Source organism: Ignisphaera sp. (assembly GCA_038831005.1).
Classification (GTDB): Archaea; Thermoproteota; Thermoprotei_A; order Sulfolobales; family Ignisphaeraceae; genus Ignisphaera.
In genome coordinates, this window is the sequence record JAWBKZ010000005.1 from 78,065 (window position 1) to 94,585 (window position 16,521).

Consider the following 16,521-nt stretch of genomic DNA (forward strand, 5'->3'; position numbering starts at 1 on the left):
CTTCATTACGTACAAAGATCTTCTGGGCATTAAAGTATCTAACTCCATCTCTAGAGCCGCGGCCGGGATTTGAACCCGGGACCTCCGCCTTACCAGGGCGGCGCTCTACCAGGCTGAGCTACCGCGGCTTGTTCAACAGAAAATGGTGAAAGTCCAGGTTTATTAATATTTCTCTTTAATTAACGTTATAATCGATGCTCAACTTAGATAGCCATAAATTTAACAATATTTCTGAAGGTATCTACATTTATTGTCTGATATGTCTTGAGCTTCTCAATAGTCCTTAGACAATCTTCTTCAATTGAGTGAAGCTTTTTTGCCGGTATGATTAATGTATATACAGTTTTATCAAAATACTCTTTAAGCACTTCTTTGATAGTTCTAATCTTTATTTCACATTTAGGGCTACCGATAGCTTTTAGTATTACTACTACATCATCTTCACTTAGTACCTCCTCTCCTAGTAGTCTTTGAATATATAGCAGAACAGTTATAGCATCCTTAGGAGTCATGAAGTAGTCTTTCTCTATATCTACTTCCAGAAGAATTAGTGTATGTAGACCAAGAGATCTATTAATCTTTATAACGTGTATGGGGTATTCATATACTATACCATCCTTTGGTTTAACTACTGTTACAGTCTTTCCAAATCTATACATCTGTAAACAGCTTAAAGACATTGCAGCATTAAGTATAGATGTAGAGGGAAAAATCTCTAGCTCCACACCATTTCTTGCAGCTTCAACTGCTATAGCTACATGTGTTGTTGCTATCATGGGATCTCCAGCTGTAGCTATACAGACATCAAATTCCGAAGCTTCTCTCACGATCTTAGAGATACTATAGCCTTCGAGATCCTTTCTATAAGCCATAATCACATCAATACCATGCTCCTTTAAAACTCTAGCAAGCTCGTCTATGGAGGGAAACCACAGGTTCGTGTATACATCGATATAAACTTTTCTGCATTTTAAGAGCCTGAGTATCGCTCCTATAGCTAGTTGCTCTAATGATAATCCTAGCCCTACGAATCTAATCATTCAATTATACCTCGAGATCTTAATGCGTTATACACCTTACTCCATTCACTATTCAATACATATAATCTCTTTATGTGGTATCTTCGTGGAATATACTTTACAATGCTTGTCTCAATCATTGTTATTGGTATAGACTTCTTACCCGAAATAATTCTAGGCACTATATGGGGATCCTCATCGATTATCTTTATATCATCGACAAAGGGCGCCATTTGGTATTCTTCAACTATACCTCTCACAATAGAGGTTATGTGACGTATCATCTGGACATCAGCATCATTACTAACATCGAGCTGGGTGTTCCCAAAACTTGATCTATCTATAATTATTTTGTAGCCTTTCCTTTTGAAAAAAGAGTCTATAAGTTCTATAAGCTCCTTAGATACTGATCTAGACCTATATACTTGTATCATTAATCCTGATAACCATTCATCATTCCAGTAAGCTATATCACCGTTTCTAATTGCTTTAGCTATATCTTGAAGAGACTTAAATAGGAGCTGATCTGAATAATTGTTACATAGATATTCATAGATTTTCCTAAGCATAAGCTCGTATCCTACAAGAGTTTTATGATAGTATACAGCTCTATACATATGCATTCTGGCTAGATAGAAGTTATCGATGGAATCTATACCTTTATCGAGAACGGCTATATTTCCATCACCATCAACACTTATTGTAGCTATTATCCTGTGTATATCTATCATTCCATAGGTTACACCGGTATGAAGTGCATCACGTATCAAATAGTCCATTCTATCTATATCTATATCACTAGAGAGAAGCTGATTATATAGAGGCTCTTTATACCTTCCCTCTAAAAGAGCCAATATCTCTTTATAATCGAAACCATGTTTTGATAACACATCTCTTAATTCAGAACTCTCACTTATTATGACTCTAGATATATCTTCATGATTTATGTTGAGTCTATGTCTATAGAATGGCTCTATAGCGTGACTAAAAGGTGTGTGACCCACATCGTGAAGTAATGCGGCTAAACGTAGAAGCTGTATATCGTCTACGTCATATATGTATCCAAGCGTATAGAATTTAGATGCTATAAGACCTGCTATATGCATGGCGCCCAAGCTATGACTAAAACGTGTGTGTGTTGCACCTGGATATACATACCATGCAGTTGCAAGCTGTTTGACATATCTAAGTCTCTGAAAAATGGAGGCATTCACGATATCTAGTTCTATATCAGATAACTCTATATATCCGTGTACCTCATCATATATTCGTTTAACTATATTACGTACTCTGATATCACTAGGATTCACAAAACCACCCTTTAGATACTGGTAGCCTATCTATACACGGAATCTAACTTGTTTACTGTTTAACCACATATATCTTTATCTACAAGAAACCTCCACACATTTTTAACAAACTCTCTGGATAGGTTCTTCTTCTTTTTCAGAAGTTCTTCGACTGGATCCACAGGTTTTGGATAGATATCGCTACACACCATAATTAGACTAGCTAGCACTTCAAGTGATTTAGGATCCAAAGTTCCTACACGACTTCGGAACTCCTCTAAGAACTCAATAACATTCTTTATTGCCATCTGTGTGTCACTATCAAGTTCCATACTAGGATCTATATCTCCGCGTCTAATACCTTCTATCGTAGTAGCTATAGCGCTATAGAGGTTCTGCAGAGACTTAGAGTATGGACCCAGAGAAAACCATCCAAATCTAAGTTCCAGATCCTGACCAATCTTCTGGTATATATACCCAACCTTCTGGACAACTATCCTGAAATCAAAATTATTACCGTCGATAATCTCAACTATATCAAGATCTGTAATAATTTTACTTAATATAAGTACTATTGGTTGATGTCCGGCTACCATAAGATTCTGCCACAACTATACTGTAGTTTAGAAGAATATATGAGGAGAGAGATTAGTGAAAGAGTTCATCCAAGGTATCAACTAAAATCGCAATAGATGATATCCTTCAGTCACGTAATTACTGGTTTAGAAATAACTGTAGAATAAGCATTAATAGGTAGTTTTGAGATCACTCTTTAAATATTTCTTTAAATATTTTAAGTATATGGTACACGGTATCATATTAATGAAATGTACATACAACCTATGGTGAATAACCAATGTTTGGTGGACCGGCCGGGATTTGAACCCGGGACCTCTCGGATGCCAACCGAGCGCTCTTCCAGCTGAGCTACCGGCCCACCACAAATACTGCTATAGTGAATTATGAGAGGATTATAAGTTTTATTGATGATTCTATATTCTATAGGTTTATAGATGCCTTGAGTTTTACTACAATTATTCTCGCTATATCTTTACTATTCATCACTGCGGGGCTTCATCACTTTTCAGTATCGGAGATCCCATTCATCGTGATACCTTAGTATCTTCCAAGATATATAAGGTTTTCAGGTTTGAGGTTTTCTTTTATCAAGATGATCGAAAATAATGTTCAAACACTCGTTTACTACATCATTAACTTTACGTGAAGCGTCTACAGGTACCAATTTGTTCAATAATACAAGCTTCTCATATATATCTTGAGCTTTTTTTAACCGTTCTATATCTTCAAAATAGCTCCATTTAGATTCTTTCTGTTTTTTTCTCTCTATAGCTATATCAAATGGTACCCTCAAGTATATCGCTACATCAGGTTCTATAGCGTATCTATTGACTATGTATATCCAATCTAGATCAATTCCACGAGCACCTTGATAAGCTATAGACGAATACAAATACCTATCGCTAACAACAATAAATCCTTCGTTAAGAAGAGGTAGTACAACTTTCTTAATGTGATACAGTCTGTCTAGAGCCATTGTGAGTGTCTCTATTTCTGGTTCTGCACCTCCATATGTATCGATGTATTGTTTAAGAGCTTGTGAGAAAGGTGATGCAAATGGTTCATATGTATATTCAGCTCTATAGCCCATAGATTTAAGTTCTTCAACAAGTTTTTTAGCTATGGTTGTTTTTCCTGACCCATCTATTCCTTCTATAACTACAAAAAATCCTTTTCTACGACTATACATACCTCGTTTGCACCCTTATCCATTTCGATTCTTATTTTATCATCTGTAGAAATAGAGGAAAGAAAGTTTTCTGAGATACCGTAAATTAGTGGAATTCCACAAAGAGCTGCACCAGCAACTACAACAGGATCTGGTTCAATCGATATTATAGCTTTTGGCGCTAAACCTTTTCTACATAACGAATAGAGTACATAGGTTCCTACAGTACTACCTCTAAATCTTTCAACCACTAGGATCTTGTTCTTTATACTACAACCAAAACAGCCACTATCTTTAGATATTATGGTTCCTTTCTCTCTATCAATATCACCTAGAAACGATATTACAGAAACCTTTACAACTTCACCTTCGATAGTGTTCATGATATCATTCTCTAACTTCATGCAATATCTACTAAACATGCTGAAGCACCAGCTGTTTTAGGTATATAGTGTCGTGCTTTTCCATGAACAGTTGACACAGCCTTTAAATTCTTTAAATCAGATACCACAGGACATGCACCGGGGAGATAAACAATCTCAATTCCTTCTAAAGAACCAATATACTTAAGGATCTTCTCTTGTTCATACATAGGTACAGAGACATACAGTTTTTCTATTTTCAATATCTTCAATACTTCTATAGAGTTTCTCAAAATCAATTCTAATTCATCTATATCTATATGCGGACATCCTAGGTAGAGAACTGGTGAACACATGGAATCAAAGAAGGTCTGGACATCCTTAAAATCTATAGAGATCTTTTCCAAAGAACTATGTTTATCCACATACTTTTGTGCCTCAGGAGAAACACCTTCTATTAATACTAAAGGACAACTTGATGTAGATGCTAGTGAGGCTAAAAAAGATCTTAATACCACATTCTTTAGTTTTTCATCGATATACATCTTCATTTTTATGTAAGGAATACCTCTTACCACATTCCCTATGTATAATCCTATGGCAGAAGCTTCAGCTATAGACCTTATGGGAAAATCTATCACTATAGTTTCCGTGGGACATCTATTTTCATCTAAGTGCATACCGCTGAAGCATGTTCTTCCGGCTATAGCTGCCATAAGTGCTGTTACGCCACCCTCTCTATTCGTTTTAGCTCCCAAAATAGAGTTTGCATAGATAACGGCACTTGATTCAGCCCATGCTAAATGCTCACCAAGTACAGGTGTTTTCAATTTATATGGTATACAAGTAAAGCTCTTTCTATCTATACCGATAGATATCAAGATATCTATGATTTTCCTCTGTTTAACTATTATTTCTGCACTATATGAATCTCTAAATTTATCGAGAAAAGCTATAGAGGCAGGGTTAGCTGTGGTATAGATAGATGTTTTTGCCCCTTTCTTCACAAGGTCTTCTAGAAATTCTATTCCTTCATCACCTATATTGAAATACGATACACCTGAAACATGTGCATGAGAAATTTCAACAAGTTTCTCAGCTTTAAGAGCTCTGCAGACTTTTACAAGAACATTCATAGATAGCTGAAGAGCTTCTCCAAACTCACCTTGTAATGCTTTTTCTTCCCATTTACCTAAATACATAGTTCATCCAGGCTTTACAAACATGTACTTAAGCTTATTCTCATTGAAAGGTATAGTTAAATCAAATCCAACCTTATCGCATAAACCTGTACTAGAGCTTGGATCTAGTGTAGAGCATCTAGCTTTATCTATAATGATCATACTATCTCTTCCTCTGAATCTTGTGGATAAAGCCCATAGAATCATATCATACGAATCTACATCGATATCACCATCTACAGCCATCACCATCTTTAGACTTGGATTAGCTGCAAATGCTGCTAATATAGCGTTTTTTGCATCAGCATCATGAGCTTTGTCTATCGATATAGCTACTAGTAGCCATGAGCCTGAAGCCTCGAGAAGTCTAACCTTATGTACCTTAGGGACAACATGTGAAACATAACTCCATATAAGTGCTTCTCTATAGAAACTCTGCAGAATTTTATGCTCCTTTCCAGCTGGTAATATGACATTGAAATATTCTTCAGGATTAATATATACACGATCTATTCGGATCAAATGCTCTTTACGTACAGCATCATATAGATGCAGTAAATCAACAAAAGGACCTTCATCAACTAACTGGCTCGTTATTCTACCCTCAAGAACTACTGCTGCATTAGCTGGAACAGGCAAACTATAGAGAGGTGTGTACGATATACTGAAACTATTTTCGAGATTTGGGACAAGCTCTAGTTCAAGATCACCAAAAGGAGGTGAAAGTGCTGAAGCTAGAAGAACTGCAGGATGTACTCCCACAACAATAGCTACAGGAACCTCATCTCTACCTCTTTTCCTATAAGAATCGTATATATATCTCAAGTGTCTAGGCACAATTCTAGCTACAACACTATCTTTAGTCACGATCATTGTTCTATGTATAGATGCATTACACACCTCATCTAAACAGGCTATGTATATAGATGATGATAGGTAGGGCCCTCCATCCATTGGGTAGAACTTTATGAACGGTATAGATGCGAGATCAACGTTGGGCATCATTCTGTAGTTATGTTCAAAGCTTACTTCTTTAGGTTTGCTAGGACTTAATGATAATACCCTTCGATAGGCATCTTCATCAGTCTCTACACCTAGAACATACTTATAGAACCTCTTTCTGCTATTGAGAACATTACCTATACATTTAAAAGGACTGTTTTCAATTCTGAATAAAACCATCATTTGTTCATTATCATATTTGGCAAGATACTTGGTTGGCTCTAATTCACGTTTTAGGGGTTGCTCTATATACACTATTTCATCTCTTGTTAATTCACAAAAACTCTTCAAGCTCATTTATAATCACGCTATACACTTACTGAACCGAATATTGTCGTCCCACTGTTCACCTATTTTAACTTTACCCACGATTATACCCCCTATTTCACCCATGTAATCGGTTAATACACATATTTTCTTTTCGATAAAGTTTATATCATCAACTACAGCTACTCCTCGTTCACGTAGATTCTTATCTGTAACAGCCGCTATGAGACCTTTAGCGCTAGAGGGTTTAACTATAAAAACCCTGTGTCCAGAAGATATTCGTTCAAGTATTTCTCTAGGTACGAGAATTCCATCAGGAACAGCAACAATATCTACATCAGTATACCTAGCTATATGGAGAACCTCTGTACCCAATATCTTCTTAAGCTCTAATAGCTCGTCACTATTCGAAGGTACACCATTGAGCAAACACAAGCCTATTACGGCTATAGAGTTCATATCTAAACAGATCCTCTTAGCGTTATTGAACCATGATTGATAATTATATCTTCTCAGATCTCTTCTATCCTCTCTATCTCTTTCTTTAACTACCTTGGGTCTAGGTATGCAGTAGACCTCTATAGATGTGTTTTTGAATGCTGATTGAAATGCACTACAAAACTCCTGACCTAGGACAATAACTGTATCGGGCTTTAAAGTCTTTATTAATGTGTACTTGTACTCTATTGAGGCAACATCACCGAGCCAACCATCAGTATTAACTATTACTAGATCTCTGTTCAGATCTCTGGCTTCAGAAACCAAGTCCATAACAGATGTGATCACTCTAGCCATAGCTAAGGGATTCGATGGCGATAAATAGCCTACAAACCTCATAGAGCTACATCTCTCCCCACGTAACCATAAAACTTTCCTGTCCATGCACTTCATGCCTATAAATGTTGGTGGAGCTAGATCACCTTGACCGATATCGGCATCAACAATACAGGGCTTTAAGCCAAGATCTAGAGCAATATTAGACAAAAGTGTTGAAAAGGATGTCTTGCCGCTTTCTACAGCTCCTACAATAACAGCTATACCACCTTTTTCAGCAACAGTTTTTGCAGTGCTTTCCCATACATCTATTACCTCTTCACCAGGTTTAGGTTTCTCGATACTTCCTCCTTCACCAATCAAAATGCTTAGAATAGAATCTGCTACAGCTCTTAAACAATAGCTCCTATACTTACTAACCACTATAGATTCTCCTTTAGATACGTCTAGACCAAGTATCCTTATATCACCTTCTAGAACACTCAATTTTGCTGGACCTATTACTCTAACAAGAGAATCTTTTTCTAGCTCTATTCGTGTCTGTAGAGCTGATGGCTGTATCAGTAGATTCATACAGATCTAGCCTATAGCTTTAGAAAGAAGCTAGAGATTTTAGCTGTTACCCCTATATAGAGCTATATTGATGGCTGCAACTTCGTCTGACTTCAACCTTTGGCGATCAATGAAGTATCTAAGCTTTGAACTTCTATGTTCTGGAACAAGCTCAATACTGGCCATACCTCTAAATGTGTTAATAAGTGTATCGATAAAGGTATCCTCAAGATTCGAGGCTATACCTATCCTTATGATCTTTACTCGTGTATCCACATTCTCTATAAAGAACCTAATATCTTTTAGCACATTTTCCTTAGATCTGTAGCTATTTATGTACACTATATCGCTATTAACGATAATAGCGATACCTATACTCTTTCCATAATCAATACCAACTATAGTATTCATTAAAGGTCTAACCACAGATGTTTTCGCAAAAACTACTGTTGTTGCTAAACCTTTCTCAAGCCCCCATTCATCGATATCAATAATGTATCCATACACATCTATACTATTTGATGCCAGGTATTGGCGGCCCTCGGTATCTGCTACAATAACACCGTGGACAGATCTTGTATGGGCATCAACACCTCTAACCTTAATTCCATATTTATCAAGTATCTCGAGTGCCTTGATGAACTTTTTTGGATCGCATACAACAACGTAGACGTCTCTAATCTGTTTGTTAACTTCTATCAGCATCACCTAGGCGTGGTACCAGAGTTAGAAATTTTGTGTAGACATATAAATCTAATCAGCTGTAAATCTTCATCATTATTCAGATCCCGGATTCCTCTTCACTGAAACAGTTATGTGGAACTATCAAGACTAATATACTTATCCGTTATATCACAGAATTCTGAAGGTGTTTTATTGAATGTTAACTAGGTTCAGAAGATCTGTATCGAAAAGTATTGAAAAATTTGCCAAAAATATCTCTGAATTAGGGATGACACCAAATAAAATAACATTAATAGGTCTGATTATCTCATTCTTATGTCCTTTTGCAGCACTTAAAGGTAATGTATATATTTTTCTAATATGTATGGTGATTTCATCATTCATGGATGTACTTGATGGAGCTGTTGCAAGGGTTTCGCAAAAGGTAACAAAGTTTGGCTCTATTTTGGACTCATTTAGCGATAGAATTGAAGAAACAATGTACATGATATCGCTGGAAATTCTAGGAGTAAACAGAATTGCAGTGACAATCTCAATTGTTTCATCGTTTTTGATAAGCTATTTGAGAGCCCTAGGAGAGAAACAAGGACTAGTTATGGAAGGTATAGGTCTAATGGAACGAGGTGAAAGATTAATTCTCGTGATAATAACTGGAGCATTTATTGCTATAGGTTATCTACATCTAGCAAACATAGTACTCATAGTATTAATTTTATTGTGTAACCTAACTATTGTACAAAGAATTACGTATATCTATAAAAATAAGTAGTATCTATCTAGAGCTTTTGTAAAACTGTTCGCTTGGTTCTTTCATCTTCTGCTCTAACTTTTATAACACCATAGAATATAGCACAATTGATGCAATAACATTTTGTAACAGGGTACCTCATTATTATTGCGCCTTTCTTTTCAAGTTCTTCCGCTAACTGTGGATCCACAGGAGAGTGCATCCTAGTTACACATACGATCTTATCTTCTGGAACAAGTGCTCCACAATTATCGCAATGCACTCTTGTTACTGATCCTTTATCTCCCTTTCTTCTACCTCTATTTTCTCTCTTCTTAGGCATGAGTTTTAACCCTGATGATCTACATCTTTTCTAATCTTAACCTTTAGTGATTCAAGTATATATACTTTAGTATTTCTTTGCTAAGATCATGTACCTATGAGCATCTCTACCACAGAAACCACATTTCATGTCCTTTACATTCTCGATACCCAGGATATTTAGGGTTATTGGCAATGGTTCACCTAGAGCATCTATACCCTCTACACCTTCTATGTGGCCATGAACGCAAGGCTCGTATCCACACCATGGAATAAAAGCTAATCTCCCTTCACTTCTAATATGCTCTACGGCTTCATCTATATTGTTGAAAATCTTTACATTATCTTTAATCCATTTCCAAGCTCTTTCACGTAAATTCTTATATATATCGTTGAGAGCTTCTTTGATACTATCAATCATTTTATCTATAACTACATTTGTACGTTTCATAAGGTCTCTTCTGAATATCGTTACGGTACCATTTTCAACCTCTCTTGCCCCTATCTCGACTCTTATTGGGACCCCCTTTAGTTCCCATTCATAGAATTTTTCAGAGGGTTTTACATCAACTCTGCTATCTGTATAGACTCTTACTTCTTCCCTCCTTAGCATTTCCTCAATATTGTTGCAGTACTCAATAATTCTTTTGTATTTATATTGATCGGCATGTTGAATAGGCACGATAACCACTTGCCATGGAGCTACTGGTGGCGGTAGTATTAATCCTTTCTCATCGCTATGGATAGCCACTATAGATGCTACTACTCTTTCCGATATACCGTAGCTTGTTTGCCACACATAATCTATAGATTCATCACGCTTCTGTATCTTAACATCAAAAACAGATGAAAACGTTTGGCCTAGATTATGAACAGTACCTATCTGTATGGCTTTTCCATCTGGAAAGAGAGTATCGAAGGCAATTGTGTAGAGAGCTCCTGCAAATTTGTCCCATTGAGGTCTACGGGAAACTATATAGGGTATAGCCAACGTATCAAAGAATTTACTGTAGATAGATATGGCCTCTAAAACCTGTCTTTCAGCATCTTCAAAATCTTCGTGAACTGTATGAGCCTCTTTAAATGTAGTTACTTCGCGAACCCGCATCATAGGTCTCGTCATCTTGGTTTCATATCTAAATATACTTACTATCTGGTAGTACTTCTTTGGTAACTGTTTGTAGCTTTTTATCCAGAAACTCTCCATATATGTTAAAGATGTTTCACTTGTAGGTCTCAGAACCAGCTTTACATCAAGTTCTTCAGCACCTCCATGAGTAACCCATAGCACCTCACCTTCAAATCCTCTGACATGTTCGCTTTCTTTCCTAAATATTGTTTCAGGTATCAGTATTGGAAGGAGAATCTCTTCATGGCTAGTAGCATCAAGTAGACTTCTTATAGTCTCGATAACCTTCTGTCTTATCTTGAATCCATAGGGAAGCCATACACCCATACCTTTAACTGGGTAACGACCATAATCATACAGTTCTGCTTCAGAGATTATCCAATCAAACCATTCGCTAAAGTTCTTAAATTTATTCAAAACTGTCTTAATCGTGTGGGTCACCAATCAGCACCACGTATAACCCATTTTAATGGGATCTTGCCATCAACTATTTTACAAATTAAGTGATAGAGGTATATAATCTGTTATGACTTATTGTGGATCAGATTGCTATAGAGATAGAGATTGTGTGAACTAATTGTGATTTGAAACCCTTCACTATTTTTTCTATCTATTGGATAAACTGAATGCCTCACTTCTTATGATGTTAACACATTCTTCTAAACACTTCATAAAATCACTAAAGCTAAATACTATAGGTTCTCGATATCTTCTGAACACATAGATCTTAGTCTCAACTTTATCTTCGTAATATTCATGAACAGATTTGAAAGTTGTATCAGATATAGATGCTTCAATATTGGTTGTATAGTCGTCTGTGTGATTTCCTATCCTTACAATGTTTATGCCTCTCGACTTAAGGTACATAACCTCGTTATATAGCTCGCGAAATATTGACCCATAATTTGAAGTAATTAATCTAATTACATGAACTCCGTGAAAGACAACAATATCTGGTTTAATTTCATTAATTAGTGAAAGTTCTTGTGCCACTAACTGTGAAGTACTGTATGCGTAAGGATTAACAGCTCTTATGGTGATGTATTTCTCTATGATCTTTAGAACTTTTTCGCTATCTATTCCATACCGTTCTAGTGTCCTTGAGATTAGCTCAAGTAATGTTGAAGGTGGTGATATGTAGCTTATCAGAAGGATTTTCATTGAATTCTTTATAGCAAATGCTAATAGATAGCTTAGAGCATCTTTACCATAGATAGTTTCTGGCTGATAGAATACATTCACCAGAAATCCTCGATGGAAATGCCCTATAGTCTCCCTATGTGCATTGCAAGGTGGATACAGCTCTTCTCCCTGTTCAGGAATTTTTTCTAGTATCGGTGGAGTGAATACCTCTACACCTCTACCTTGAACAATTGCGAAAGGTATCTCTGCAACATATATTGGTGCTCCTCTAGTTTTTCTAATCTCTAGAAGTCTTACTAAGAATCTTTCTTCAACTCTATGTTTAAGTATTAGTATAGAATCGGTTATAAATTCTATTGATCCTAAGCCTAGCTTTTCTTCACCGTATGGAAGCTCTGAAATAAGTATTAAGAGTCCATTAAGAAGCTTGGGGAGCTGATAGAAGTAGTTGAGGAGCCAAGCCCTCTTTGTAGCAGACTCTTCTACAGATTCTAACAAAGCTGTTATAGAATCTATAACAACAATATCATAACCTTCTGAAATAACCTCATTTATGGCGTTAACAACATCACTAACATTTAACGTTAGAGGTAGGTTAAAGTATTTGAACAGACCTCTGAATTCGGCATCAGTAAATCTGAGACCCAACCTATCCATGAATCTATAGAACTTCTCCTTATCTTCGTAGAGAGACAAGTAAAGACATTTATGACCTTTTAACGTGTTGGCGTAGCATATTGTTGATGCTAGTGTTGTTTTTCCGGAACCAGGATGACCCGCAATAAGGATAGCATATGGAGCACTTATCGTGCCTAAGAGTTCTTCTAAGTTACTTATTCCAATGGTGAACATTTTCAATTTCATCAACTTTATATAGTCTTTCTGTAGTATGCTCGATTGGTTTAATGTGGCCTAAAATATAAAGCCTTTTTGTTGCGGTATCGATAGATATCCTATGTTTAGCATCCTATGGATAACCTGGTCTATAACTGATATACGCTAACCTTATTATCTATACGCTAACTGTTTATCGATATCAAGTACTGTCCTCTGGTGAAGAACATAAAGGCTCACGTATATGTCGATACCTCTTCGGTTATTGCTCATCTCGATAAAAGAATCTATGGTCAGTTTATTGAGCATGTTGGTAGATGTATATATGGTGGTATATGGGTCGGAGAAAAATCTTCGATACCGAATCTAAATGGTTATAGGCTTGATGTACTCAATGCCGTAAGAGAGATAAAGTCCCCTATAGTTAGATGGCCTGGAGGAAACTTTGCTTCTCAGTATCATTGGATGGATGGTATTGGACCTAGAGAACAAAGACCTAAGAAATTCGATCTAGCTTGGGGTCTAGTGGAACCAAATGAGTTCGGAACTGATGAATATATCGAGTGGATCAGGTTATTGGGAGCTGAACCCTATATAACTGTTAATGCAGGTAATGGTACACCAGAGGAAGCTGCTGCATGGGTGGAGTACTGTAACTCAAATAGAGATACTTATTATGCTTCTCTGAGAAAGCGGTATGGTCATAAAGAGCCTTATAATGTTAAGTTGTGGGCTATAGGCAATGAGCTAAATGGATGGTGGCAGGTGGGTTTTTGTAGAGATGATGAAGAATGTGGATGGAGAACTGTGGAGTTTGCTGATCATATGAGAAGAGTTGATCCTTCTATAAAGCTTGTTGCTGTTGGTGTCGACTATGATCCTGAATGGAATATAGATATGATTAGGATAGCTGGAAACTATATGGATTACCTCTCGATACACACCTATATATTTAGAGAAAGACAGGGCAAAACGTATGAAGATTTTGTTGCCTGGCCTATATACATAGAGGAGAATCTTAAACATATCTATTACACAATAGAGCAGACTAGATACAAATATGGTATAAAGAAGAAGATAAAGATGGTTTTTGATGAATGGAACGTATGGTATCCCGAAGCCCAGTCTCCATACCTAGAACAAATAACAAGCATGAAGGACGCTATATTTACAGCTCTTATTCTAAATGTTCTACAAAGACTTTCAGATATAGTGCCTATAGCATGTTTTGCTCAAACAGTTAATGTACTGTCTCTGATTCTCACAAAAGATGATAAAATTCTATTGACACCTCAGTATTACGTATTTAAACTCTATACAGAAGTAACAGAAGGTAAAATAATTAGTGTTTCAGCATTCTCGCAATCATATAGATCTAACGAATTAGATAGAAATGTACAGTACATAGATGCCTCGGCTATATACAACAATAACACGGTTTACTTATTCATGGTAAACAGACATCCAGAAGAAGAAGCTGATGTAGAACTACACATAGGTAGCTTTGCGCCTTCGGTAGTAAAACACAAATACATTGCTGGACAAAGTATCGATGATAGGAACACATTTGAAACTCTAACTAATGTAGTTATAGAAGAGAAGAACTATTCTATTACATCAACAAGGACAATAAAACTAAAACCACATTCAGTCAACTTACTGATACTTGCCTAATGATATCTATTAGGTGACTATGATCTAGATCTATTTTCGAATATATATTACATTCGTATCTATATGACTATACACAAAGTTGTTGATTACAGATGAGCTACTAGCATACACCTCCAATATCTAAAAGAATATTCAAAGTACCGATAAATCACTAGACAGCTTGCAAACTAGTTGAGCTCAAAATGCTAAAGATGGTGTACTGATAATGTATGGACCTCACCTATATTGGTATTGAAGAACTCAGATAGTTACCTAATAAGCTGGTACTATATTTCATTCAATGTTTATTAGTCTTAGATAAGCTTCTCCTAAAGGCTTAAGAATTCTTCCCACAAATTCTACCTTACCTACTAACATGATTATGTTCCTGATAATACCCTTATCTACAAATAACGGTAGAAGTGTCAGATAGACTGAGCTGTATATAGTAAGTCCTACAATAATGCTTATGATTTTTGCTACAAAGCTTACACCAATATTTGTTAACAATCTTAGTATAGTGTAGGTAACAATATAGGCTAAACCTGAAGGTAATAGAGCTTTAATTTCTGGCTTAAGATTTACCTCTAGACTGAATAGTTTCTTGGCTATATAGAGACCAGCTATAGATGATACTATCGATCCTATTGCTTGTGAGATTACAGCACCATATACATTGTATCTAGAGGTGAGCGTTAACGCCAAGATGATTGTTGTTAGTTGACCAATTACAGATGTTATAGTATTCCATTTGGTTACCCCTATGGTTATGAAGTAGCTTCCTACTACAAGAGATCCTAAAATAGCTGAAACCACTATCCCTATAGAATAAAGTGTTGCATAAATAGGTGCTTCAGCATAAGCTCTACCATAAAATAAATGTATAGTGGGACTGATTACAGAAATATAGCAAAGAACTAGAGCTATAAATATAGTTGAAGAGTAGAGTATGGCTTCTTCTGTTCTCTTCTTAAGGCTGTTGCTATTGTTTAGCAATAGAGGAAGAGAAGTGAGTGTAGCTACAGATATAGCGCCTTGAAGAGCTACAATGGGTGATAAAGCATTTAGAGCTACACGATAATTGCCGAGATCATAATCTGATACATATCTAGCTAAAATAGTACTTACGAAAGGACCTACAGCTATACCACCTATAGAAGCTATATAGAGGGGTATAGAGAGTCTCAACATATCTGCTAAAGCTTTTCTTGAAAAACCTATGGGTTTAACATGTTTAGTATATATGATGAAATAAATTATTGATAGAATTGTATAGGCTAGCGAACAAGCAACTACTGCGCCATATACACCAAAACCCATGAGTATGAATAAGATAGACAAAACACCTCTTAGTATAAACTGAGAAATATTTATTGAAGCAGAAATCCTGTATCTACCTAACCCATTAAAGATAGACCCTAAGGCAGTCAAAAGTACATAAGAGGCTGTATATACAGAAAGTATCCTCATATAGTCACCCATATATTGTCTAGCGAGAAGATGAGCAAAAGCATTAGCAAGAAAATAAACAGTTAAAGCTCCAATAAAACCGAGAAGACATCTGAAGATTATTCCTGTCCATATGTATATATCCCTATCTCTATTGGATAAAGTAGCATATCTAGCAAAAATAGTTGCAAGACCCAGATCAACTAATCCTGCAACCATGGATGGATAAACCAAAGAAAGACTCCATATACCGTAACCTTCCGGTCCCAAAAGTCTTGCAATAATAATGCTGAAGATGAGGCCAACAATATCAGCTATAACGCTACCTACTGTAAGCATAAAACTTCCAGATACTATTCTAACAGTAATCTCCTCCTCATCCATAAAT

The 16,521-nt window shown here is 36.3% G+C and carries 15 protein-coding genes and 2 tRNA genes; 2 read left to right on the plus strand and 15 right to left on the minus strand.

Annotation, left to right across the window (positions count from 1 at the left end; translation table 11 throughout):
• Positions 1-54 precede the first annotated feature (54 nt).
• The 11 genes from QXK50_06815 to QXK50_06865 form a co-directional block, all read right to left on the minus strand.
• Positions 55-128: transfer RNA gene (locus tag QXK50_06815), tRNA-Thr, on the minus strand.
• Between the two features lie 75 nt (positions 129-203).
• Complete coding sequence (gene dph5 / locus QXK50_06820; GenBank protein ID MEM2008860.1) at positions 204-1,040, minus strand: diphthine synthase; 837 nt, start codon at positions 1,038-1,040, stop codon at positions 204-206.
• Positions 1,037-2,329 (minus strand): HD domain-containing protein, encoded by a 1,293-nt coding sequence (locus QXK50_06825; GenBank protein ID MEM2008861.1) that lies wholly within the window; start codon positions 2,327-2,329, stop codon positions 1,037-1,039. Before QXK50_06825 ends, dph5 begins: the two co-directional genes overlap by 4 nt.
• Before the next feature lie 59 nt (positions 2,330-2,388).
• Positions 2,389-2,904 carry a hypothetical protein gene (locus tag QXK50_06830; GenBank protein MEM2008862.1) on the minus strand — a complete coding sequence of 172 codons (516 nt, stop codon included), beginning with the start codon at positions 2,902-2,904 and terminating at the stop codon, positions 2,389-2,391.
• Between the two features lie 265 nt (positions 2,905-3,169).
• Positions 3,170-3,245, minus strand: a tRNA-Ala gene (locus tag QXK50_06835).
• A 207-nt stretch (positions 3,246-3,452) separates the two neighbouring features.
• Complete coding sequence (gene tmk, locus QXK50_06840) at positions 3,453-4,076, minus strand: dTMP kinase (GenBank protein MEM2008863.1); 624 nt, start codon at positions 4,074-4,076, stop codon at positions 3,453-3,455.
• Positions 4,046-4,477 carry a DUF126 domain-containing protein gene (locus QXK50_06845; GenBank protein ID MEM2008864.1) on the minus strand — a complete coding sequence of 144 codons (432 nt, stop codon included), beginning with the start codon at positions 4,475-4,477 and terminating at the stop codon, positions 4,046-4,048. Before QXK50_06845 ends, tmk begins: the two co-directional genes overlap by 31 nt.
• Complete coding sequence (locus tag QXK50_06850; GenBank protein ID MEM2008865.1) at positions 4,456-5,619, minus strand: aconitase X; 1,164 nt, start codon at positions 5,617-5,619, stop codon at positions 4,456-4,458. Before QXK50_06850 ends, QXK50_06845 begins: the two co-directional genes overlap by 22 nt.
• A 3-nt stretch (positions 5,620-5,622) precedes the next feature.
• On the minus strand, positions 5,623-6,897 hold the full coding sequence (locus QXK50_06855; protein MEM2008866.1) for a UbiD family decarboxylase: 1,275 nt from the start codon (positions 6,895-6,897) through the stop codon (positions 5,623-5,625).
• Positions 6,898-6,903: 6 nt separating this feature from the next.
• The gene (locus tag QXK50_06860) at positions 6,904-8,214 is read right to left on the minus strand and encodes a Clp1/GlmU family protein (GenBank protein MEM2008867.1); all 1,311 of its coding nucleotides are present in this window, start codon (positions 8,212-8,214) and stop codon (positions 6,904-6,906) included.
• 39 nt (positions 8,215-8,253) lie between these two features.
• Complete coding sequence (locus QXK50_06865) at positions 8,254-8,898, minus strand: hypothetical protein (protein MEM2008868.1); 645 nt, start codon at positions 8,896-8,898, stop codon at positions 8,254-8,256.
• Positions 8,899-9,073: 175 nt separating this feature from the next.
• Here QXK50_06865 and QXK50_06870 point away from each other — a divergent pair, with 175 nt between their 5' ends.
• On the plus strand, positions 9,074-9,646 hold the full coding sequence (locus QXK50_06870; protein MEM2008869.1) for a CDP-alcohol phosphatidyltransferase family protein: 573 nt from the start codon (positions 9,074-9,076) through the stop codon (positions 9,644-9,646).
• 7 nt (positions 9,647-9,653) lie between these two features.
• Here the strand turns inward: QXK50_06870 and QXK50_06875 are convergent, their stop codons facing one another.
• The 3 genes from QXK50_06875 to QXK50_06885 all read right to left on the minus strand — a co-directional run bounded on the left by QXK50_06875 (position 9,654) and on the right by QXK50_06885 (position 13,049).
• Positions 9,654-9,947, minus strand: a complete 294-nt coding sequence (locus QXK50_06875; GenBank protein MEM2008870.1) for a 30S ribosomal protein S26e — start codon at positions 9,945-9,947, stop codon at positions 9,654-9,656.
• A 66-nt stretch (positions 9,948-10,013) separates the two neighbouring features.
• Positions 10,014-11,495 carry a proline--tRNA ligase gene (gene proS, locus QXK50_06880; protein MEM2008871.1) on the minus strand — a complete coding sequence of 494 codons (1,482 nt, stop codon included), beginning with the start codon at positions 11,493-11,495 and terminating at the stop codon, positions 10,014-10,016.
• Between the two features lie 165 nt (positions 11,496-11,660).
• Positions 11,661-13,049: an ATPase domain-containing protein gene (locus tag QXK50_06885; GenBank protein MEM2008872.1), complete on the minus strand. Its 1,389-nt coding sequence runs from the start codon at positions 13,047-13,049 to the stop codon at positions 11,661-11,663.
• Between the two features lie 201 nt (positions 13,050-13,250).
• Between QXK50_06885 and QXK50_06890 the strand changes: the two genes are divergently transcribed.
• Positions 13,251-14,705, plus strand: coding sequence for an alpha-L-arabinofuranosidase C-terminal domain-containing protein (locus QXK50_06890; protein MEM2008873.1), 1,455 nt, complete (start codon positions 13,251-13,253; stop codon positions 14,703-14,705).
• A gap of 273 nt (positions 14,706-14,978) precedes the next feature.
• Here the strand turns inward: QXK50_06890 and QXK50_06895 are convergent, their stop codons facing one another.
• Positions 14,979-16,517: an oligosaccharide flippase family protein gene (locus QXK50_06895; GenBank protein ID MEM2008874.1), complete on the minus strand. Its 1,539-nt coding sequence runs from the start codon at positions 16,515-16,517 to the stop codon at positions 14,979-14,981.
• Positions 16,518-16,521: the final 4 nt, after the last annotated feature.